Source organism: Bradyrhizobium sp. BR2003, from assembly GCF_009720285.1.
Taxonomy (GTDB): Bacteria; Pseudomonadota; Alphaproteobacteria; order Rhizobiales; family Xanthobacteraceae; genus Bradyrhizobium; species Bradyrhizobium elkanii.
The window spans coordinates 244,026-265,059 of sequence record NZ_SMYJ01000025.1 but is presented as its reverse complement, the minus strand read 5'-3'; the positions used below and the strand labels follow the sequence as shown (position 1 = coordinate 265,059).

22 protein-coding genes and 1 pseudogene are annotated in these 21,034 nt (G+C 64.6%); 14 read left to right on the top strand and 9 right to left on the bottom strand.

Going from position 1 to position 21,034, the window contains the following annotated elements; translation table 11 throughout:
- The 4 genes from gudD to E2I15_RS18770 form a co-directional block, all read right to left on the bottom strand.
- Entirely contained in the window at positions 1 to 1,356 is a 1,356-nt protein-coding gene (gene gudD, locus E2I15_RS18785; RefSeq protein ID WP_137483804.1) for a glucarate dehydratase, read from the bottom strand.
- Positions 1,357 to 1,399: 43 nt separating this feature from the next.
- Positions 1,400 to 2,341: a 5-dehydro-4-deoxyglucarate dehydratase gene (kdgD, locus tag E2I15_RS18780; RefSeq protein ID WP_137483805.1), complete on the bottom strand. Its 942-nt coding sequence runs from the start codon at positions 2,339 to 2,341 to the stop codon at positions 1,400 to 1,402.
- Positions 2,342 to 2,467: 126 nt separating this feature from the next.
- The gene (locus E2I15_RS18775; protein ID WP_028333278.1) at positions 2,468 to 3,373 is read right to left on the bottom strand and encodes a LysR family transcriptional regulator; all 906 of its coding nucleotides are present in this window, start codon (positions 3,371 to 3,373) and stop codon (positions 2,468 to 2,470) included.
- A 339-nt stretch (positions 3,374 to 3,712) separates the two neighbouring features.
- On the bottom strand, positions 3,713 to 5,050 hold the full coding sequence (locus E2I15_RS18770) for an MFS transporter (protein ID WP_137483806.1): 1,338 nt from the start codon (positions 5,048 to 5,050) through the stop codon (positions 3,713 to 3,715).
- Positions 5,051 to 5,265: 215 nt separating this feature from the next.
- Here E2I15_RS18770 and E2I15_RS18765 point away from each other — a divergent pair, with 215 nt between their 5' ends.
- Together E2I15_RS18765 and E2I15_RS18760 are read left to right on the top strand one after the other, a co-directional pair.
- Positions 5,266 to 6,297 carry an alpha/beta fold hydrolase gene (locus E2I15_RS18765; protein WP_137483826.1) on the top strand — a complete coding sequence of 344 codons (1,032 nt, stop codon included), beginning with the start codon at positions 5,266 to 5,268 and terminating at the stop codon, positions 6,295 to 6,297.
- A gap of 14 nt (positions 6,298 to 6,311) precedes the next feature.
- A complete protein-coding gene (locus E2I15_RS18760; RefSeq protein ID WP_137483807.1) occupies positions 6,312 to 7,262 on the top strand; it encodes a fatty acid desaturase in 951 nt (316 codons plus the stop codon).
- 3 nt (positions 7,263 to 7,265) lie between these two features.
- Here the strand turns inward: E2I15_RS18760 and E2I15_RS18755 are convergent, their stop codons facing one another.
- On the bottom strand, positions 7,266 to 7,877 hold the full coding sequence (locus E2I15_RS18755; protein ID WP_137483808.1) for a TetR/AcrR family transcriptional regulator: 612 nt from the start codon (positions 7,875 to 7,877) through the stop codon (positions 7,266 to 7,268).
- A gap of 181 nt (positions 7,878 to 8,058) precedes the next feature.
- Here E2I15_RS18755 and E2I15_RS18750 point away from each other — a divergent pair, with 181 nt between their 5' ends.
- The 9 genes and pseudogenes from E2I15_RS18750 (at position 8,059) to E2I15_RS18715 (ending at position 14,632) form a co-directional block, all read left to right on the top strand.
- Positions 8,059 to 9,084 (top strand): histone deacetylase family protein, encoded by a 1,026-nt coding sequence (locus E2I15_RS18750; RefSeq protein WP_137483809.1) that lies wholly within the window; start codon positions 8,059 to 8,061, stop codon positions 9,082 to 9,084.
- Positions 9,085 to 9,320: 236 nt separating this feature from the next.
- Positions 9,321 to 10,250, top strand: coding sequence for a Gfo/Idh/MocA family protein (locus E2I15_RS18745; RefSeq protein WP_155262424.1), 930 nt, complete (start codon positions 9,321 to 9,323; stop codon positions 10,248 to 10,250).
- A 2-nt stretch (positions 10,251 to 10,252) separates the two neighbouring features.
- Positions 10,253 to 11,323, top strand: coding sequence for an aldose epimerase family protein (locus E2I15_RS18740; RefSeq protein ID WP_137483811.1), 1,071 nt, complete (start codon positions 10,253 to 10,255; stop codon positions 11,321 to 11,323).
- A gap of 35 nt (positions 11,324 to 11,358) precedes the next feature.
- Positions 11,359 to 12,237: an SMP-30/gluconolactonase/LRE family protein gene (locus tag E2I15_RS18735; RefSeq protein ID WP_137483827.1), complete on the top strand. Its 879-nt coding sequence runs from the start codon at positions 11,359 to 11,361 to the stop codon at positions 12,235 to 12,237.
- A 59-nt stretch (positions 12,238 to 12,296) separates the two neighbouring features.
- The gene (locus E2I15_RS18730) at positions 12,297 to 13,034 is read left to right on the top strand and encodes a TetR/AcrR family transcriptional regulator (protein ID WP_137483812.1); all 738 of its coding nucleotides are present in this window, start codon (positions 12,297 to 12,299) and stop codon (positions 13,032 to 13,034) included.
- Positions 13,035 to 13,053: 19 nt separating this feature from the next.
- Complete coding sequence (locus tag E2I15_RS18725) at positions 13,054 to 13,449, top strand: substrate-binding domain-containing protein (protein ID WP_246668457.1); 396 nt, start codon at positions 13,054 to 13,056, stop codon at positions 13,447 to 13,449.
- Entirely contained in the window at positions 13,407 to 13,538 is a 132-nt protein-coding gene (locus E2I15_RS39565) for a hypothetical protein (RefSeq protein WP_276487545.1), read from the top strand. Before E2I15_RS18725 ends, E2I15_RS39565 begins: the two co-directional genes overlap by 43 nt.
- A 31-nt stretch (positions 13,539 to 13,569) precedes the next feature.
- A pseudogene (locus E2I15_RS18720) lies at positions 13,570 to 13,764 on the top strand (NAD(P)-dependent oxidoreductase); the annotation flags it as partial.
- Positions 13,765 to 13,849: 85 nt separating this feature from the next.
- The gene (locus E2I15_RS18715; RefSeq protein ID WP_028333266.1) at positions 13,850 to 14,632 is read left to right on the top strand and encodes an SDR family NAD(P)-dependent oxidoreductase; all 783 of its coding nucleotides are present in this window, start codon (positions 13,850 to 13,852) and stop codon (positions 14,630 to 14,632) included.
- Between the two features lie 285 nt (positions 14,633 to 14,917).
- Here the strand turns inward: E2I15_RS18715 and E2I15_RS18710 are convergent, their stop codons facing one another.
- On the bottom strand, positions 14,918 to 15,730 hold the full coding sequence (locus tag E2I15_RS18710; protein ID WP_137483813.1) for an enoyl-CoA hydratase: 813 nt from the start codon (positions 15,728 to 15,730) through the stop codon (positions 14,918 to 14,920).
- A gap of 378 nt (positions 15,731 to 16,108) precedes the next feature.
- Here E2I15_RS18710 and E2I15_RS18705 point away from each other — a divergent pair, with 378 nt between their 5' ends.
- A complete protein-coding gene (locus tag E2I15_RS18705; protein WP_137483814.1) occupies positions 16,109 to 16,762 on the top strand; it encodes a PilZ domain-containing protein in 654 nt (217 codons plus the stop codon).
- Positions 16,763 to 16,912: 150 nt separating this feature from the next.
- Here E2I15_RS18705 and E2I15_RS18700 read toward each other — a convergent pair whose 3' ends face one another.
- Both E2I15_RS18700 and E2I15_RS18695 read right to left on the bottom strand, forming a co-directional pair.
- On the bottom strand, positions 16,913 to 17,653 hold the full coding sequence (locus E2I15_RS18700) for a phosphotransferase enzyme family protein (protein WP_137483517.1): 741 nt from the start codon (positions 17,651 to 17,653) through the stop codon (positions 16,913 to 16,915).
- Between the two features lie 239 nt (positions 17,654 to 17,892).
- Entirely contained in the window at positions 17,893 to 18,921 is a 1,029-nt protein-coding gene (locus tag E2I15_RS18695) for a hypothetical protein (RefSeq protein ID WP_137483516.1), read from the bottom strand.
- Between the two features lie 287 nt (positions 18,922 to 19,208).
- On the opposite strand from E2I15_RS18695, the gene E2I15_RS39260 reads away from it, so the two are divergent.
- Both E2I15_RS39260 and E2I15_RS39255 read left to right on the top strand, forming a co-directional pair.
- Positions 19,209 to 19,451: a hypothetical protein gene (locus E2I15_RS39260; RefSeq protein WP_246668431.1), complete on the top strand. Its 243-nt coding sequence runs from the start codon at positions 19,209 to 19,211 to the stop codon at positions 19,449 to 19,451.
- 73 nt (positions 19,452 to 19,524) lie between these two features.
- Positions 19,525 to 19,971 (top strand): DUF1214 domain-containing protein, encoded by a 447-nt coding sequence (locus E2I15_RS39255; RefSeq protein WP_246668430.1) that lies wholly within the window; start codon positions 19,525 to 19,527, stop codon positions 19,969 to 19,971.
- Positions 19,972 to 20,313: 342 nt separating this feature from the next.
- Here the strand turns inward: E2I15_RS39255 and E2I15_RS18685 are convergent, their stop codons facing one another.
- Complete coding sequence (locus tag E2I15_RS18685) at positions 20,314 to 20,988, bottom strand: helix-turn-helix transcriptional regulator (protein WP_137476253.1); 675 nt, start codon at positions 20,986 to 20,988, stop codon at positions 20,314 to 20,316.
- Between the last annotated feature and the right edge of the window lie 46 nt (positions 20,989 to 21,034).

Genomic DNA, 21,034 nt, shown 5'->3' with positions numbered 1-21,034 from the left:
TTAGCGCACGAGGCAGGGACGCTTGTCGTCGAAGGTCCACCCCTGGATCAGGAACTGCATGGCCAGCGCGTCGTCGCGGGCGCCGAGACCATGCTGCTTGTATAGCGCGTTCGCGGCCTCGATGGCACCGCGATCGAGCTCGATGCCTAGGCCCGGCCGATCCGGGATCGCGATCTTGCCGCCCTTGATCTGCAGCGGCTGGCGCGTCAACGCCTGGCCGTCCTGCCAGATCCAGTGGGTGTCGATCGCGGTCACCTTGCCGGGCGCGGCGGCGCCGACATGGGTGAACATCGCCAGCGAAATATCGAAATGGTTGTTGGAGTGCGAACCCCAGGTCAGGCCGTTGTCGCGGCAGGTCTGCGCCACCCGCACCGAGCCCTGCATGGTCCAGAAATGCGGATCGGCGAGCGGAATGTCGACCGCGCCAAGCCGCAATGCGTGCGAGAGCTGGCGCCAGTCGGTCGCGATCATGTTGGTCGCGGTCGGCATCCCGGTGGCGCGGCGGAACTCGGCCATGATTTCACGGCCGGAGAAGCCGGCCTCGGCGCCGCAGGGGTCCTCGGCATAGGCGAGCACGCCATGCATGTTGCTGCATAGCCGGATCGCCTCGTCGAGCGACCAGGCGCCGTTCGGGTCGAGCGTCACGCGCGCCTTCGGAAAGCGTTTAGCGATTGCGGTGACGGCCTCGATCTCCTCTTCGCCCCTGAGCACGCCGCCCTTGAGCTTGAAATCGGCAAAGCCGTAATGCGCCTGCGTCGCTTCGGCGAGACGCACGATCGCCTCCGGCGTCATCGCCACCTGGTGGCGCAGATCGAACCAGTCGGGCTTGCCGGTCTCGCCCTCGACGTAAGGAAGGCTGGTCTTCCGGCGATCGCCGACAAAGAAGAGATAGCCGAGCGTCTCGACGCTGGTGCGTTGCTGGCCTTCGCCGAGCAGCGCTGCGACCGGGAGATTGAGATGCTGGCCGAGCAGATCGAGCAGCGCGGATTCGACCGCGGTGACCGCATGGATGGTGACGCGGAGGTCGAAGGTCTGCTTGCCACGGCCGCCGGCGTCGCGATCGGCGAAGGCCTGGCGCATCGAGGCCAGGATGTTGTTGCAGGCGCCGATGGTCTGGCCGACGACGAGGTCGTGGGCGTCCTCGAGCGTCTTCTTGATCTTCTCGCCGCCCGGCACCTCGCCGACGCCGGTGTGGCCGGAGTTGTCGGTGAGGATAACGAGGTTGCGGGTGAAGAACGGCGCATGCGCGCCGCTCAGATTGAGCAGCATGCCGTCGCGGCCGGCGACCGGGATCACCTCCATCGCCGTGACAACAGGTGCGCCGGCAAAGCCGGTGCGGATCGTGTCCTGGATCATCTGCTCCTCCCTTCGTCCTTCGCTGTCGTCTTGGCGGTTCCGCCTATTCTGCCGCTTGCCGCACCGCGGCCTGCGGCAGCTTGGCCACCAATGCCGCGAGCTCGGCGATCTCCTGCGCGGTGAGATCAGTTAGCGGCGGCCGCACCGGGCCGGAGTAGCGGCCGATCACCTTCATGCCGGCCTTGATGATCGACACCGCATAACCCTTCTTGCGGTTGCGTATCGCGATCAGCGGCAGGATGAAATCCTTCAACCCTGCATGGATGGTCTGATGATCGCGCCGGCGCACGGCGGCGTAGAATTTGGTGGCGAATTCCGGCACGAAGTTGAACACCGCCGACGAATAGGTGGTCACGCCCATGTCGAGATAGGGCAGGGCAAAGGTCTCCGCGGTCGGCAGGCCGCCGATATAGGTCAGGCGATCGCCGAGCCGGGTATAGACGCGAGTCATCAGCTCGATGTCGCCGATGCCGTCCTTGTAGCCGACGAGGTTCGGGCAGCGCTCGCAGAGGCGCGCCAGCGTATCGGGCTGCAGGATCGCATTGTCGCGGTTGTAGACGATGACGCCGATCTTGACCGACGCGCACACCGCCTCGACATGCGCGGCGAGGCCGTCCTGCTCGGCCTGCGTGAGATAGGGCGGCAGCAAGAGCAGACCGTCGGCGCCGGCCTTCTCTGCGCCAACCGCGATCTCGCGCGCGATCGCGGTGCCGTAGCCGGTGCCGGCCAGCACGGGAACGCGGCCCTTGGTCTCGTCGACCGCGATCTTCACGACGTGGGGAACTTCGCTCGGCGTCAGCGAGAAGAACTCGCCGGTACCGCCGGCTGCGAACAGGCCGGCAACGTCATAGCCGCACAGCCAGTCCATGTTGGCGCGATAGGTCGTCTCGTCGAACGAATAGTCCGCGTTGAACGGGGTCACGGGGAAGGACAGGAGGCCGCCACCGATTCTGGCGGCCATCTCCTGAGGGGTCATCTTGCTCATGGCGCCACTCCTTGAATGTTTCTGGGAACGGGATGCGCGAGCAGCGCGCGTCCATGACGGAGTCTCTAGGAGATGGTTCGATGCGCGTCCAAGCCAAACGCGGTATCGAGCGATGCTAACTCTGCATCAATCGCCGCGCAGATGCGGCGCTGCAATTTCGGTTGCGATCTCGATCAGTGACGGCAGCAACTGGTTCTCGTGATCGCGCCGCCACACCATGAACAGCTCGACCGGCACGGGTGATCGGAGCTTCAGCGGCTTCAGCTTGACCTCCGCGATCTTCAGGCTGGCGGCTGCTTCCGGCACGATCGCAACGCCGAGCCCGGCGCGCACCATGGCGAGGATCGAATGGATCTGGCTGAGATGCTGCACATAGCGCGGCAGCACGTCGGCGCGCGTGAACATCGACACCAGCAAATCGTGGAAGTAGCGCGCCTCATAGGGCGAATACATCACGAAAGGCTGGTCGTCGAAATCCTTGATGCTGACGGTCTCGGCCGCGGCGAGCGGATGCTTCTTCGGGATCGCGGCGAGCAACGGCTCGGCCACGACGCGCCGGCTGGCGAATTCCGGCCGCGCGATCGGCGGGCGCAGCAGGCCGGCATCGATCTGCCCGGTGGTGAGCGCCTCGAACTGATCGCCGGAGACCATTTCCTTCAGGGAAAAATCGACCTCGGGCAGGCGCGAGCGGCAGGCCGCGATCAGGTCGGGCAGGAAGCCATAGGCGGCCGCGGCGGTGAAGCCGATCTTGAGCGAGCCGGTCTTGCCGAGCGCGATGCGGCGGGCAACCTGCGAAGCGGATTCCGCGAGCTTGAGGATGCGCCGCGCCTCGGGCAGGAAGCTGCGTCCGGCCGGCGTCAGCCGCACCGAGCGGCTGGTGCGTTCCAACAGCGGCGCGTCGATGATGTGCTCGAGCACCTGGATCTGCCGGCTCAGCGGCGGTTGCGTCATGTTGAGCCGCGCCGCGGCGCGGCCGAAATGCAATTCCTCGGCCACCGTGACAAAGCAGCGGAGCTGGCTCAGGTCGAACATCGATGCAAGCCCGGAATGGATCGCGCGGGGATTTGTACGTTCTAGCATCGATGCCTCCCACTGGCCAAGAAGACAAAAAGCAGACAAACAATCGGACAAAGACGGCGGCCGAAGCCGCCGTTTGGTTTTCTACTCCCTCTCCCCGTTCTTACGGGGAGAGGGTTGGGGGGAGGGGCTCTCTCTGCGTAACGGCCGCGTCAATTTGCAGGCCTGATCCGAACGAGTCGGAAGGACTGTCTTTGCGGAGATGTGTTGCTTCGCCCCTCACCCGAAATTCGCTGTGCGAATTTCGACCTCTCCCCGCGGAAGGGGGGGAGGTGAAGCGCGTTCAGGCCTGGCTCAGGCCGCCTTCAGCTGCACCCGCTTGATCTCGCCGACGATGAACAGATAGGCGATCGCCGCGACCAGCGCGTTGGCACCGACGAACACCAGCGCGCCGTTGAACGAGCCGGTGGCGGCGAGGATGTAGCCGATGATGATCGGCGTGGTGATCGAGGACAGGTTGCCGAAGGTGTTGAACAGACCGCCGGAGACCCCGCCGGCTTCCTTCGGCGAGGTGTCGGAGACAACCGCCCAGCCGAGCGCGCCGATGCCCTTGCCGAAGAAGGCGAGCGCCATGAAGCCGACCACCAGTGCCTGGCCGTCGACATAGTTGCAGGCGATGATCGACATCGACAACAGCATGCCGCCGACGATCGGGATCTTGCGCGCCATGGTCAGCGAGCCGGTGCGGCGCAGGATGTAGTCCGAGATCACGCCGCCGAGCACACCGCCGATGAAGCCGCACAGCGCCGGCAAGGTCGCGACGAAGCCGGCCTGCAGGATCGAGAGCCCGCGCTCCTTCACCAGATAGACCGGGAACCAGGTCAGGAAGAAGTAGGTCAGCGTGTTGATGCAGTACTGGCCGATATAGACGCCGAGCATCATCCGGTTGGCGAGCAGCTGGCGGATGTGGTCCCAGCGCGGGCCGCTGTCATGGGCCTTGCCGTCCTTCGTCGCGTCCATGTCGACCAGCGCGCCACCCTGCTTGATGTAGTCGAACTCGGTCTCGTTGATCGCGGGGTGCTCCTTCGGCTCGTAGATGGTCTTGATCCAGGCAATGCCCATGACGATGCCGAGCGCACCCATCACGTAGAACACATGGCGCCAGCCATACTCATGGGCGATCCAGCCCATCAGCGGCGCGAAGATCACGGTGGCGAAATACTGCCCCGAATTGAAGAAGGCCGAGGCGGTGCCGCGCTCATTGCCGGGGAACCAGGAGGCGACGATGCGGGCATTGGCCGGAAATGACGGTGCCTCGGCGATACCGACCAGAAAGCGCAGGGCGAACAGCAGGACCACGGCCGCGCCGGCGGAGAGGAACCCGACCAGGCCTTGCATCGCGGTGAATATCGACCAGACGATGATGCTGATCGCATACACCCATTTGGAGCCGAAGCGGTCGAGCAGCCAGCCGCACGGCACCTGCGCGACCACATAGGACCAGCCGAACGCCGAGAACACGTAGCCCATCGCGACGGGATCGAGATGCAGTTCCTTGGAAAGGGCGGGGCCGGCGATCGAGAGCGTGGCGCGATCGGCATAGTTCACGGTGGTGACGAGAAACAGCATCGTCACGATCAAGAGCCGGACGCGGGATCGCCGCGTGTCTGCGGCGGACACAATTGCGCTCATTAGCGCCTCCTCGAAAATTTCCTCGGGGTCTGTCCTAGAGAGATGACGACAATGGGTCCAAGCCGAAACGGGTATTGATCCATACCGATTTTGAATGGATCGGCCTTGGTGTCATTCCACCTTCGCCGCTATTGCCAGGGCTTCGTATTTACTGTACTATTAGTACAGTAATTTTGGGCGCAGCGCTGCGCCCGGCTGCTTGAGGTCGAATGCCGATGACCACGCCGCGCGACTATGAGGTGTTCGAGGCCGGTGATGTGACGCTGCAGGGCGGTGCCGTGTTTCCGCAACTGAGGCTCGCTTACAAGACCTACGGCACGCCGAGCGCGGCGCGGGACAACGTCATCCTGTATCCGACGTCGTTTGCCGCACAGCACACCGACATCGAATGGCTGGTGCAGCCGGGCGGGGCGCTCGATCCCAAGCGCTACTTCATCGTCATCGCGAATCTGTTCGGCAATGGCCTGTCCTCCTCGCCGTCGAATTCGGCCGAGGTGCTCGGCGGCGCGCCGTTTCCCGCCTTCACCTACCATGACGCGGTCGCGATCCAGCGGCGGCTGCTGGTCGAGCGGTTCGGCGTGACCAGGCTCGCGCTGGTCTATGGCTGGTCGATGGGCGGCATGCAGGCCTATCATTGGGCCGCGCGATATCCCGACATGGTCGAGCGCGCAGCCGTGGTTTGCGGCAGCGCGCGGTGCTCGCCGTATAATCATGTGTTCCTCGAAGGAGTGAAGGCCGCGCTGACCGCCGACCCGGCCTACCGGGACGGCCGCTTCGCCACCAAGCCCGCGGCGGGCCTTCGTGCGATGGGGCGCGTCTACGCCGGCTGGGCGATGTCGCATGAGTTCTATCGCGAGGAAGTCTGGCGCGAGGCCGGATTTGAATCGCTCGAGCAGTACCTCGCGGGATCCTGGGACGGTGCCTTCGCGCGGCGCGATGCGAATGATCTGCTGGCGCAGATCGCGATCTGGCAGGCCGGCGATATCAGCCGTTGCGATCAATTCGGCGGCGACTTCGACCGGGCGCTGGCCGCGATCAAGGCGCATATCCTGCTGATGCCGGGGCGTACTGATCGCTATTTCGACCCGCGCGACAACAAGGATGAACTCGGCCGCCTGGTCAACGCGCGCTCGGCCGCGCTGCACGCGATCCCGTCGATCCACGGGCACCGGGCCGGCAATCCCGCCAACAACGCCGACGACCGCGCCTTCATCAACGCCGAAATCTCGGCGTTGCTGCAACATTGACAGGTGAGACGACCATGAGCACCGCAGAGACCAGTGACGCCGGACCCCGCCTGAAGCCGCTCAGCCCGCTGACCTTGCGCGATTTGTCGATCAAGTCGAATCTTGCCGGCACGGTGCGTGCGGCAAGCCACTACGGGATGATCGTCATCGTCGGCGCGCTGATCTTCCTGGTCTCGTCGCGCCACGGCCTGCCATGGGCGCTGCCGCTGATGGCCGTGCAGGGCTACTTCGTCGCGTTCCTGTTCATGGTGGTGCATGAGACCGCGCACAAGACGGCGTTCCGCAGTCCGGCGCTCAATCTTGTCGTCGGCAATCTGTCCGCCTTCATGATCGGACTGCCCTACCAGTATTACTGCCTGTTTCACTGGGATCATCACCGCTACACGCAGGATCCCGAGAAAGACCCGGAGCTGATCGTCGGCCCCAAGCCCGCGTCGGACACCCAGCTCGCGGTCGCCTATTCGGGACTGCTGCAGGTGTTGGTTCGCATCCGCCTGATGCTTTGGCATGCACTCACCGGACAGGTGACCGTGCCGTGGATCCCGGAACACAAGCGCGCCGCGATTGTGCTGGAGGCGAGGCTCTATCTCGCCGGCTACCTGCTGTTGCTCGCGGCATCTTTCGCGCTTCACAGTGCGATCCTGCTCTGGGTGTGGATCGTGCCGCTCCTGGCCGGTCAGCTTATCCTGCGCCCCTATCTCTATGCCGAGCACACCGGTTGCGAGCGGACGCGGAGCGCGTTCGAGAACACGCGCACCACGATGACCGGCAGGATCATGAAATGGTTCGCATGGAACATGCCTTACCATGTCGAGCACCACGCCTATCCCACGGTGCCGTTCCATGCACTGCCGAAGCTGAACGCGATCGTCGATGGCCACATCGTGTATCGCGGCAGCAGTTACCGGGCCGTCACGCGCGAGACCTGGGCCTGGTTCCGCCGTCAGCGCGAGCGCTCTGCTTGATAGTCAAGCGTCCGCGCGTGGCCGCAGCACCAGATTGACGAGATTGCGGGCGTAGGGCTGCGTCAACGGCTTGATGCCGAAGACGTAGCGGTAGAACAGGCTGCCATAGATCGCGTCATAGATGTCGGCGGGGACGCCCGGCGCGCCGATGCTGCCGTCCTTCTGGCCGGCGGCGATGATCTCCAGCATCTTGCTGCGGCGCAGGCCGAGGTAACGCTCGTAGAACAGCTCCGCGGTGCCGGTCTTCGAGATGCATTCCGAGATCACGGCGAGCTGCACCCGACCGAACTCGCCCTGCAACGCCTCGACATAGGTTGCGACGTGGCGGCGGACGCGGGCCACCGGACTGCCGGTTTCGGGCAGCGGCACGGCCCGCGAGGCCTGGTCGAGGAAGGCATCGATCAGCAACGCTTCGCGCGACGGCCACCATTTGTAGATCGTCATCTTCGAGACGTTGGAATGCCTGGCGATCGCGTCGATGGTGGTCGCGGCGAGGCCGGTCGTCGCCATCAGCTGATAGGCGCCTTCCAGGATCGCGGCCGTGGTCGCGGCGGAGCGCGGCCGCCCGCGCCGCCCGGTTGCCGCTTCCTCCGTCTCCGTCTTGCCGCTGGCCATGGCCGGACTTCGCGTCCTGCGTCTTTCAATCATTGCGCTGCATGCGGGCATAGCATGAAATCGCGCTCGGTTTCAGATCGTCGCCGTCGCTGATAGTGTACAACGCGCAAGCCAAAGCTTGCGTGCGGCACATTGCCCTCGCTCTGTCCAGCTCAGCCGCCGATCAAACAGGAGTGTCCCCGTGAAGGCCGTCTACAGTGATCTGCACCGCAGCCATGATCCACAATTCTTCCTGGTCCGCGGTGTGGTCCAGCGTACCACCGAACAGCCCGAACGCGCCGACCGCCTGCTGGCGGGCCTGAAGGCCGGCAATCACACGCTGATCGAGCCGACCAGATTCGGGCAGGGGCCGCGGGCGCGCGTGCACAGTCCGGAATATCTGAGCTTTCTCGCGGGCGCCTGGGACGAATGGTCGGCGCTCGGCAATGCCGGACCCGAGATGATCGCGAACATTCACCCGGTGCGCACTGCCGGCACGTACCCAGTTCATATCGTCGGCAAGCTCGGCTGGCATACGATGGACACCGCGGCCCCGATCGGTCCCGGCACCTGGGCCGGCGCCTGCGCCGCGAGCGACGTCGCGGCCACCGCCGCGCAGATGGTGCTGGACGGCGAGGACGCCGTCTACGCGCTGTGCCGTCCGCCCGGCCATCACGCCTATCGCGACCTCGCCGGCGGCTTCTGCTTCCTCAACAACAGCGCGATTGCGGCCGAACATCTGCGCCAGAAGCATGAGCGCGTCGCGATCCTCGACGTCGACGTGCATCACGGCAATGGCACGCAAGGCATCTTCTATGAGCGGCCGGATGTCTTCACCGTCTCGATCCACGCCGATCCGTCGTTCTTCTACCCCTTCGTCTGGGGCTATGCGCATGAGCGCGGCGCCGGAGGCGGCCTCGGCACCAATCTCAACATTCCCCTCGCCAAGGGCACCGGTGACGACGACTACATGAAGGCGCTCGCAGCGGCGGAGAAGGCGATCCGCTCCTTCGCCCCGACCGCGCTCGTGGTCGCGCTCGGTCTCGACGCCTCCGAGAAGGACCCGCTTGCCGGTCTCGCCGTCACCACCGACGGCTTCCGCCGCATCGGCGAGGGGCTGGCCCGCTTCGGGCTGCCGACGGTGCTGGTGCAGGAGGGCGGCTATCTCTCCGACATCCTCGGCGCCAATCTGACGGCAGTGCTCGGCGGGTTTGAGGCCGCACGCTAGCGCAATTTCGGGCGAAGCGGTGACCGGTCCGCCTGAAGAACGCCCGTCAAAACGGGAATCTGGCGCATCGACCTTGATTGATAAAAGCCGATGCCTCGGCCGCGAGGCCGCAACAGAGCGTCGTGGACTTGCGTGTCCGCAACCAAAATCACATCATGCCGTTGGTATTCGGCGCTGGCTTATGATTCTGCCTGGCGGCTTCAGCCGGCCAGGTGGACCGCAACGCGAGGACGGCCATGAGTGACCTGCTTCGCATCGCCATCGTCGGTTATGGCGAGATCGCGTGCCGGCAGCACGTGCCTGCGATCGCGAAGGCGTCAAGCGTGGCTCTCGTTGCGGTGGCTGATCCCGTCAAGACCCCGCCCGGCTTGCCGCATTTCCGCGATTTGCAGGAGCTGTTGTGCGACGGGCCGGAGATCGACGCGGTCGCGCTGTGTACGCCAGCGCAGATGCGCCACGCGCAGGCCTCCGCCGCGCTCGCGTCGGGCAAGCACGTGCTGCTGGAGAAGCCGCCGGGCACGACGGTAAGCGAACTCACGCCGCTGATCGCGACCGCGCAGGAGGCGGGCCGGACATTGTTTGCCACATGGCATTCGCGCTATGCGGCCGCGGTCGGCCCTGCGCGGCAATTGCTCGCGAGTCGCACCATCAACAAGGTGACCATCATCTGGAAGGAAGACGTGCGCGTCTGGCACCCGGGCCAGGCCTGGATCTTCGAGGCGGGTGGCTTCGGCGTGTTCGATCCCGGCATCAACGCGCTGTCGATCCTGACCGAGATCCTGCCGCGTGCGGTCTTCATCAGAAGCGCGACGTTGGACTTTCCCTCCAATCGCGAGGCGCCGATTGCGGCAGAGATCGAACTCTCCGACGCGAGCGGCTTGCCAATCCATGCCGAATTCGATTTCCGCCAGACCGGATCGCCGAGCTGGGACATCCTGTGCGAGACTGATGCCGGACCTGTGACGCTGTCGAAAGGTGGAAGGCAGCTGCGCGATGGCAACAGGCTGGTGGTCGATGCGCCGGATGACGAATATCCCGCGCTGTACCGCCGTTTCGTCGCGCTGGCCTCGGAAGGAAAATCCGATGTCGATCTCGCACCCTTGCGGCTTGTCGCCGATAGCTTCATGCTGGGGCGACGGCGCCTCGTCGAGGCGTTCGAGGACTGACAATGACATCAGCCAGCATCGGTCGCGCCCCCTTCGGCACGTTGCACGACGGCACCGTGGTCGAGCGCGTGATCTTGCGCGGCGAACACGGTTTTGAGGCCGCCATCCTTCCCTTCGGCGCCACACTGCAGGCGCTGCTTGCGCCGGATCGTGAGGGGGATTGCGACGACATCGTGCTTGGCCACGATGAGCTCGAGGGCTATCTCGCACAGCGCAAGTTCTTCGGTGCGACGGTCGGCCGTTACGCCAACCGGATCGCCGGCGCGCGCTTCGTGCTCGATGGCGAGACCGTGCAGCTCGACGCCAACAACGGTCCAAACGCGCTGCACGGCGGCCTGCAGGGCTTTGATCGCAAGCTGTGGCGGATCGTCGAACTATCGGACGATCCGGGGCCGGTGCTGGTGCTGGCGCGCGAGAGCCCGCATGGCGAGGAGGGCTATCCCGGCAACCTTCAGACGCGGGTGACCTACAGCGTGCGCAACCCGATGGAGCTCTCGGTCACCTACGAGGCGACGACCGACCGGCCGACCTGCCTCAACCTCACCAATCACAGCTTCTTCAATCTCGAGGGTGCGCGCTCGGGCATGCAGATCCTCGATCATCGCCTGACGATCGTCTCCGACCATTTCCTCGCGGTGGACGCCACGGCGATCCCGCTCCACGAGCCGCCGCGGCAGGTCGACGGTACGCCGTTCGACTTCCGCGAGCCCACGGCCATTGGTGCGCGGATCAGGATGAATGACGAGCAGCTGCGGCTCGGGCGCGGCTATGACCACAATTTCTGCCTGGCCTCGGGGATGGACCTTCGCCTTGCTGCGCGCCTTGAGGCGCCGCACAGCGGCCGCGTGATGGAGTTGTTCACCGATCAGCCGGGATTGCAGTTCTATTCCGGCAATTTCCTCGACGGCTCGACCGCCGGCAAGGGCGGTCGTCTGTACCGGCAATCCGACGCGCTCTGTCTGGAGCCGCATGCCTGGCCTGATACGCCGAACCGGCCCGACTTCCCGTCGGCGCGGCTCGATCCGGGGCAGCTCTATCGGCGCAGCATCGTCTACCGCTTCTCAACCGCGTGAGTGACGCCATGACCGACCGTGCCGCCGGGCCGCTGATGGAAGAGGTGCCGACATCGGTGCTGTCGGCGGAGCGTTGCCATCTCGGCGAAGGCCCGACCTATGATGCGGCGACCGACACCGCCTGGTGGTTCGACATCCGCGAGCGCCGCCTGTTCGAGCATCGATTTACATGTGGCAGCACTATGATCCATGAGTTGCCGAAAATGGCGAGCGCGCTGGCGCGGATCGACGGCGAGCGGCAGCTGATCCTCACCGAGGATGGACTTTATGTACGGTACATTGCCGACGGCCGCCTGGAGCTGTTCGCCGCGCTGGAGGCCGACAATCCGCTGACGCGCTCCAACGACGCGCGTGTGCATCCGTCGGGCACGTTCTGGCTCGGCACCATGGGGCGCTATGCCGAGCAGGGCGCCGGTGCGATCTATGCGCTGCACCGCAGCCGCATCGTGCGGCTGTATCGCGGGATCACCATCCCCAATGCGATCTGCTTTTCGCCCGCGGGCGACATCGGCTATTTCGCCGATACCGCGACCAACGTGCTGCATCGCGTGCCGCTCGATCCATCAACAGGACTGCCGGTCGGCGAGGCCGCCGAATTGATCAGGCATCGAGGCCGTGGCGGGCTCGACGGCGCGATCATCGATGCCGACGGGATGATCTGGAACGCGCGCTGGGGCGGCGGTTGCGTCGACGTTTACGATCCCGCCGGCCGGCATCTGCGTTCGCTGCGCGTACCGGCGAGGCAATCGAGCTGCCCGGCATTCGTCGGCCGCGACTTCTCGCGCGTGCTGGTCACCTCGGCCTGGCAGGACATGGATGAGGCGCAGCGTGCGGCCGATCCCGAGCATGGCCGGACGTTCCTGCTCGAGGCCGCCGCGCGCGGTCGTGCCGAGCCTGACGTCAAACTATCCTGACGGATGCGCGCCGCGCGGCGTTGTTGACGCGACCGGATTATTTGGACGATAGTACAAATATGGTCCGCAAACCTGCCAGGTCTGGCGTGAAGGCCGCCGCCGGCACCCGCAAGCCGAACATGCGCGAGGCGATCCTCGCCGCGGCGGAGGAATTGTTCTCGACCTACGGCTTCAACGCCGTCTCGGTGCGCGATATCGCGCAGGCCGCCGGCGCCAATCCAGGCAGCGTGACCTATCATTTCAGGACCAAGGACGGCCTGTTGCTGGAAATCTATCGGCGCCATTGCGGCCCGATGAACCGCCGGCGCTCCGAGCTTTTGGCGGCGGCGCGGCGGGTGCGCGATCTGCAGGACCGGCTCGAGGCGATCGTGCGCGCCTATGTGCTGCCGGCCTTTACGTCCGGCAGCGATCTTGCCGGCGGCGGAACGCGGTTCACGCGGTTGCGTGCGATCATGTCGGCCGAGGGCAATGAGGTCGTGCGCAAGATCATCGCGCAGACCTTCGACGACACCAGCCATGCCTTCATCGACGCGATCCATGAAAGCCTGCCGCATATTCCGCGTACCGATCTGGTCTGGCGCAGCCACTTCCTGCTCGGCGCGCTCTACTACACGCTGGTGACGCCGGAGCGCGTCTCGCGGCTGTCGCGCGGCAGCGCCGACGGCACCGATGCTGGCCACGCCATAGAGGAACTGGTGCGTGCCACCGTCGCCGCGTTGCAGGCCGCGCCGCTCGACGCAGGGGCGCCCGCGCCGCGCATGGCGCCGGGCGCAAATCCAGGGCGAGTGGTGACCTGAGCGTCCGGAGCCTGTCGCGATGGCGAAACTTCGGCTACGCGCCGTGCTCGGCAATCATCCGCACATCCGGGCGGTGAAGAACGGTGAGCTTCGCTCCGACCTGTTCGATCTCGACTTCACCGAATTCACGCCGACCAACGCCGCGTTCAAGCCGATGGTGCGCGAGCAGGCATTCGACGTCTGCGAGATGGCGATTGTGACCTATCTGATGGCAAGGGCGCACGGCAAACCGCTGGTGCTGCTGCCGGCGACGATGGTCGGCCGCTTCCAGCACGGCCACGCGCTGTGTCGCGCCGACCGCGGCACGCTCGTGCCCGCCGAACTCGAAGGCAAGCGGGTCGGCATCCGCTCGTTCACGACCACGACCGGGGCATGGATGCGCGCGTCGCGGCAAACCGCAAGCCGCTCGAACTGATGATCGACTATTGCGTGCAGCAGGCGTTGGTCCCCCGGCGCGTCACGGTCGACGAACTGTTCGACGACACAACACGGGACCTGAACTGATGACAATCTCGGGGCTGGAGGCCATGGTGATCGAGAGGTGGCCGAGACCGTGCGCGAGGCCGGGCTGACGCCTTGGTCTGCCTCCGGCACTGCCGAGCGGCAGGGCTGGATCGCCGACCTTGCCGATGAGGGCGTGTTCGAACCCAGAGGAACGCCGGACTTCGCCCGCAGCGCCGACGACTGGCGTACCGAGGCCGACCGGATTCTCGCGCGCATGAAGTCCTGAGGTCTCGTCCGGAGAATCCGCCGCGTTCCCTGCCGACGCGCAATGCGCTATTGCTCGGTGAACAGGTTGTTCTGGAGGCACTCCCATGAAGAATTCCGGCAAGGTCGTCGCCATCACCGGCGCGGCACGCGGCATCGGCAAGGCCTGCGCGGCGCGCTTCCTGTCCGACGGCGCCAGGGTCGTCATCTCGGATGTCGACGCTGCAGGGCTCGTCCACACCGCCCAGGAACTCGGACATATCGATCAGCTGCGGGCGGTCGAGGCCGACGTCAGCAAGCGCGCCGATGTCGATCGCATTGTCGCGACCGCGGTGAAGGAGTTCGGCCGGCTCGACGTCATGGTCAACAATGCCGGCGTCGCGCGCAACCGCGACTTCCTCGATATCAGCGAAGCCGAATTCGACGACGTCATGGGGATCAATCTCAAGGGCGCCTTCTTCGGCGTCCAGGCCGCCGCGCGCCAGATGATCGCGCAGGGCGGTGGCGGCGTCGTCGTCAACATGTCCTCGGTCAACGCGCTGCTCGCGATCCCCTCGCTCGCGACCTATGCGATGTCCAAGGGCGCGATGAAGCAGCTTACCTCGGTCGCCGCCGTGGCGCTGGCGCCGCACGGCATTCGCGTCGTGGCGGTCGGACCCGGCACGATCCTGACCGAGATGGTGGCGACGGCGATCTTCTCGTCCGAGGATGCGCGGCGCAGCGTGCTGTCGCGCACGCCGGCCGGCCGCTGCGGCGAGCCGAGCGAGGTCGCCTCCGTTGTGGCATTCCTGGCCAGCGACGATGCCTCCTATATCACCGGCCAGACCATCTATCCCGACGGCGGTCGGTTGATCCTGAACTACACGGTGCCCGTCAGCGAGAAAAAGTAGCGGGCAGGTCAATCGCGAGCGCACTGCCAAAATATCGAAAACAACCCCATGCAAAGTAGCCGGCGGCGGCGGGGGTTCGACCGGGCAACTTGACGCGTCGGGCAAATCGGCGGGTAATATTCCGTTATACGGAAATAACTCAGTGACCACCCGGTGTCATCACTCGCGCATGCGCATGCGGGTGATCCGGTATTCCAGAGGTGATCATGCTTGAGCCGATGGGCCGCGGCGTACTGGATCGTCCCGGATCGAATCGGGCGATGACAGGTGCGGATGAGGACGCCGCTACCGGCCCTTGAACTGCGGCTTGCGCTTCTCCATGAAGGCGCTGCGGCCTTCGCGGAAGTCCGCGCTGTCCATGCATTCGATGCCGATCTGCCTGATCGCGGCCATGTCGCGATCGGCGGGATCCTTCAGCACCTGCGCTATGGTGATCTTGGCGGCCTTGATCGCCAGCGGCGCGTTGCCCGAAATGGTGCGCGCGATCTCCATGGTCGCGTCCCAGAGCTCGGCGTCCGGCAGCACGCGATCGACGAGGCCGATCCGCAGCGCCTCGGCGGAGTCGATCCGCATGCCGGTATACATGATCAGCCGCGCCCAGGACGGGCCGACCAGCGACACCAGGTGGCGCAGCCCGTCATAGCCATAGGCGATGCCGAGCTTGGCGGCGGGAATGCCGAACTGGCCGCTGGCGCCTGAGATGCGGATATCGGTCAGCATCGCGACCTGCATGCCGCCGCCGAGGCAGAAGCCGCGGATGCAGGCGATGGTCGGCTTCGGATAGTCGGCGAGCAGGGCGCGCTGGGCGGCGCTGCGCCGTGAATATTCCTCGGAGGCCTCGGCGTTGTGCCTGGTCTTCTCGAACTGGCTGATATCGGCACCCGATACGAAGGCCTTGTCGCCGGCGCCGACCAGGATCACGACGCGGACGGCCGGATCGTCGCGCAACGCCCTCAGCGCCTCGCCGAGCCCCTCCCACATCTCCAGCGACATCGCATTGCGCTTGTCGGGATTGTTGAAGGTGATGACGCCGACGCCGTCGACGACGTCTTGCAGGATCTTGCCGTCGGCAAGCGATTTGTTCGACATGTTTGGCATATGAGGGGTCCGGTCTGATTTCGGCGAACGCTAGCACCCGGCCGACAGCCGGGGCAGGCGGTTTGGAGCACGGCGCGATTGCATTGCAGGGCGGTAACTCTCCCGGTAGTTGTACGGTTCGCAAAATAAACGGACGCGCAACGGTTGCGCCTTAGAGTGCGCCGCCGGCGCTCCGTCCCGGTTTAACTTTTTGCTAGTTTTTCGACGGTATGGATGTACGCACCTGCGCGCCAGGACCATTCCGCCACGCGCTGGGATGCGTGCCGCGGCTCCCCGCCGCCATCGCGTCGGTAGCGGACTTCCCCACCACCGGACCGGCAGTGAAGCCGGTCAATCCAGCCCTCCGTGCACTCCCATCGCCTCGGGCGAGGTTCAGTCGTGTCCGTCGAAAAATTTCTCAAGCAACGCGCGGTCAAGATCGCCGTCAACGGCAGCTACACGTTGCCGAACTGGTACGATGCCCAGGGCAGATTGCGCACCTTCGCCTGCCGCACCACGCGCGTCTCGCCGTTCCGGATGATCGTGGACGTGCCCGTCGTCGGCAAGGTCGGCGACCGGCTGACCTCGTATTTCGAGGAGTTCGGCAAGTTCGACGGCTGCATCACCGACACCATGAGCGGCAGCTTCCTGCTCGAACTCGAGATGACGCATGCCATGCGTGAGAAGTTCGCCGACAAGCTGACCTGGATCGAGAAGAAGCAAAAGGATCCGAGTATCCGCGAGGCGCGCAATAATCCGCGCTTCGTTCCGGTCGCGCCGCACGCCATGTTGACGCTGGCGGACGGCACCATCCAGAGCTGCTTCATCATCGACATGTCGCTGTCGGGCGCGGCGGTCTCCTCCGAGGCGCAGCCGCCGGTCGGCATGCCGCTTGCGATCGGCGCCTGCGTCGGGCGGGTGGTCCGGCATTTGCCGAACGGCTTCGCCGTCAAGTTCGTCGAGACCTACAGGCAGAGCGAGCTGGCCCGCCTGATCTCGCGCAAGTCAAAGGAATTGCTACTGGCGTCCGCCGATGCGGACCCTGTCGCCTGACGGGTGGGCTCCGCCGGCTTCTCTAAAGCGCGATGTGATTAGGTTGAATCGTCGTCGCGCTTTAGCTCTTTGTTTGAGCATGATCTCCGCGCAAACGCGTCCCGCGTTTGTCGCGAGGGAAAACCGCTTCGCACTTTTCCGGATCGTGCTTTAGACCGCTCGAATCTCGGCAAGCCGCTTGATCGCGTAGGCGTCGTCCCAGCAGACGGCGGCCTCCCACGCGGCAGACGCTTGCGCGGCGATGTCGTGCGCGCCGCCGTCGAGACCGGCAGCGTTGTGGGGCAGCACCAGGTCGAGGTCGGGGACGTCGACATGCGACTCGTCCCAGTCGATCAGCGCGACCCGATCTGCGGTCACGCGGATGTTGCGCGGGTTGGGGTCGCCGTGAACGACGCAGGTCTGACGTCCGGCGAGCCGCGCCCACGCGGCTCGGCATCGGGCAACGCCCTCAGGCGGCATCGCGCCGAGGTCGATCTTCGTCCCGGTCTCGGCGTGCAGCAGGTCGGTCGACGATCGCCAGCCCGGGCGCTGCGGCCAGTGCTGCGTCAACCGATGCAGCTGGCGGAGCGTGTCGGCCGCGCGACGCCAGTCGGCCTCCGTCTCGGGCGGTCCGCCCTCCACATATGTCATCACCACCAGACCGTCCGCGAACAGCCGGCCGTCCATCGTCGGGATCGGCACCGGCACGGTCAGACCTTCACGATCGAGGTATTGGAGGAGCGCGGTCTCCCACGCGAGATCATCGTCGCGCCTCGTACCGAGACGACCGACCGCGCGGTGCCCCTGAACGCGCACGCTCCACACGTCGTTGGCGACTCCGCCAGCGAGCGGTTCGATGCGAGTTACGTCTTCACCCCACTGCCGGAGAGCCTCCCATCCCGCTGACGACATCAAAGGCATTCCTCATCGCGTTGGCCGGCAAAAGACATTAAGCGGAAGTCACCTGGCCCAGAGCAGACATCACGGCGCGGTATGATGTCCCCGTGTCAGTGCACAGGTGCTCAAACTGCGCAAGCACATTGGCTAAGTCCAACTGAGGACATCGATGAGGACGAATTTGAATGCAAAACCCAGTCATGGCGACATTCGACGCCTGGAGTGATTTCCAGCTTCTGTCGGATCTTCGGATGCTAGCCGGGGAAGTCGCGGAACTCCTTGACGAGATTGAACGGAATTTTCCACCCGGCGCCTCCCGCGCGCATCAGCATCTTGATGTCTTCCGCCCTGTTTTCTTTTCCCGTTTTCGGATCGGTCTCCAGCGTGTGGCCTTGGCTGTCCCAAGGTTTGCTCGCGCTCTTCGAGTAGGAGCCGAGAAAATGCCCGGCTTCATGGGCAGACGTGTTAGGCCCGCGTTGCGAGCAGATGAAGGCAAGGTCCAACGATCGAGCAAATGAACCATTGGGGAAGGAGCCATTGGACAAAAGTTTATCGACGCAGAAAATGGTTAGATGGGCGCCCTGAACTTTGTGTTTGACGAAGAAGCTCTTCAGCTTTTCGACCTCGATCACATCGGGGAAGGTCGCCAGGCTCGCATCCTTCATGCCAGTGGCATTGGCGAGCTCCTGCTTGACGGCAGCCTGCGAGTCGTCGATGACCAGCCAGTCGCTTGGCACCCGCTCGAAACGGATGTTGGCCTGCGGCCGCCATATATTGTTCATCGTCAGCAGTTCATCTTGCTCGTTGCAGGGCTTCTTGGCGTGAAACGCCGGAGCGCTGCCGCTCCCCGGAACCATGACATTGCGGAACGCCACCTTAATCTTGATTTCTGGCAGCACGGCGACATGGAGCTTGGCTTCGATCTTCCGGCCGGCCGACCGAGCCACCACCTCCAGGCCGGGAAAGCCAATCGGCTTAATCCGGCCACTGATTTCGAAGAACCGTGCATCGCCATTGAAGGTGGCGGGAAGTGACGCCGCCCTCGGCTGCGGATCGACATCGGGTTCGGAGAAAGTTTCTCTGGCTTGCATGACGCGTCTAAGGGTATCGGCGCCATCGATCTCCTTGATCCCGAGGGCATGAGGGTTAGGATCGACCTTGAGCTTTCTTCCGGGGTCGATCAGCGCAACGATGTTGGAGCCCCCGAACGGCACCACCATCCCCGGTGGGCTGCGGCGCTCATCGATGCCGGAGCGGCGGAAAACCTCTTGAAAGGCGGCCATGTCTGGTTCTCCTGTCCTGGTTCGGACCGTCAACGCGAAATTTTGCGCGCGGAAATGAGAGCCTCCTTCTGCGGCGGCGAGAACACATCTGGCCGGCCCCCGCGGCGAGATGCGGAGAATTTCGGCGGCGAAGTTTCATGGCCTGTCCCTCCACAACAATTGGACACGGACGGCATAGGCGTAGCCTACTCCGTTTTCCGAAGAACGCGGAAGGCCAATCAATCTCCGCCAATGGCCCAAAGCTGAACTCGAACGGTTCTTGCCGATATTCGCCTTCGGGCTTCAGCATGACCGACAAGCCGCAGACGGTCATTCTTGCCATGGGAACGGAGGGGTACTTCAATCTGATGGCCAAGCTCATGGCTTCTACGGTGCCTGCCGCCGCGGCAGATGCACCGATGCTCGCAAGCATGGCGAAGATCGGGATCGGGCCCGGCAAGCCGTTCGAGATGAGCAAGCTCGATCCGGCAGTACAGGAAGCGCTGAAAGACATCCCCAATATCGCTCTGAAGAGAATCGAGGCCAACTAAGGAGAATCTGGGTGGGATCGTCGACGGCTGGTCGATCACGAAGGGGCTCGGCACCTACGGTCCCTCCGATTACATGAAGCGTGCGGTGGTGGCGGCCTTCGGTTGGCCCGCAAATCAGGAGCGTGATGCGGTCTATCCGAATACCGAGAAGGACTCGACAGGACAAAAGCTGAGCGGTGCGAACAAATACACATTGACGTTTGCAAAGGATGCGACACCGCCCGTCAACGGCTTCTGGTCGTTCACCATGTACATGATCGACCAGGGCTGGTGGTTCGTTCCCAATCCGCTGAACAGGTTCACCGTCAGCATGCGCGACAATCCGAAGTTCAATCCGGACGGCTCGCTGACCCTCTACTTCCGGAACGAGTCGCCCGGTGCTGACAAGGAGTCGAACTGGCTGCCGGCGCCCAAGGGCGATTTTGTCCTGATGCTGCGAATGTACTGGCCCAAGGACACTGCCCCCTCGATCATCGACGGAAGCTGGAAAGTGCCGCAGGTGATCAAGGTGGGCTCATAGCCGCGAATGGGCGATTGCCTTGCTCACGAGATGACTTCGGTCGGCGGGAAGCTGCGTGCGTCGGCACCCGGCTTTCCCTGCGCCCTCTGTTTGAGGAGAGGGCGGAACGAAGAGCAAGCCCGGACAGATCATGTCGCGAGAGCGCGGATGTATGACTCGCAGCCAGTGCAACACATTCGGTGTCGTCCCGGCGAAAAGCCAGGACCCATTACCCCAAATGGGAGTTGTTGCGCGACGCTGGGGCCACGATCCCGTTCGTGATCAAATGCGGTGGTTATGGGGTCCGGGCTTTTCGCCAGGACGACGTGCTGAAAGAACCGCGGACCCTAATCGGCCCGCGCCTCAATGCGGCCGCGACATCATCGCCACCACCGCGGAGCGGGTCTCGACGCCGAGCTTCTCGAAGATATGGATCAGATGCGTCTTCACCGTCGCGAGACCGATGTTCAGGCATTCGCCGATCTCGCGGTTGGTTCGGCCGCAGCACAACAGCTCGACGACTTCCATCTCGCGCGAGGTCAGGCCAAAGCGCGCCGGCTCATCGGCATTCGACGACAGGCGGCTGGTCAGGTTGAACTCGAGATAGTCGTGGATCTTCTCGGCGATGTGCATGCTGCCCTCGGGGATCGCGCAGCCCGGCGCCCACAGCACGCTCATTCCGGCGACGATGCGGTCGTTGCGGCGGAAGAAGAACTCGATCATGTCGGCGACGCCGCATTGGCCGGCGAAGGCGCGGTAGGTCGCCGCCTCCTGGGTCGCGCATTGGTCGAGAGCTGTACTCAGCCGGGCAATCGGCCGGTTGCTCGCCGAGCGTGGATGCAGCGGATCGAGCCGGTTCATGCCGGCAAGATACTGGTCGTGGAAACTCGGCGGCACGTTGCTGCTGAGCACGAAGCGGTTGAGGGTCAAATTGCCGTCGACCTGGTAGAACGCGGTCGCCGACCCCTCGAGAATGCCGCGCGCGAACTGAATGGCCTGCGTGGTTGCCGGATCCGGTCGGCCCAGAAGCGCGATCATGACCTACCTCCCCGATGTTTCCCGATGGCGAACGTCTGCGCGTCGC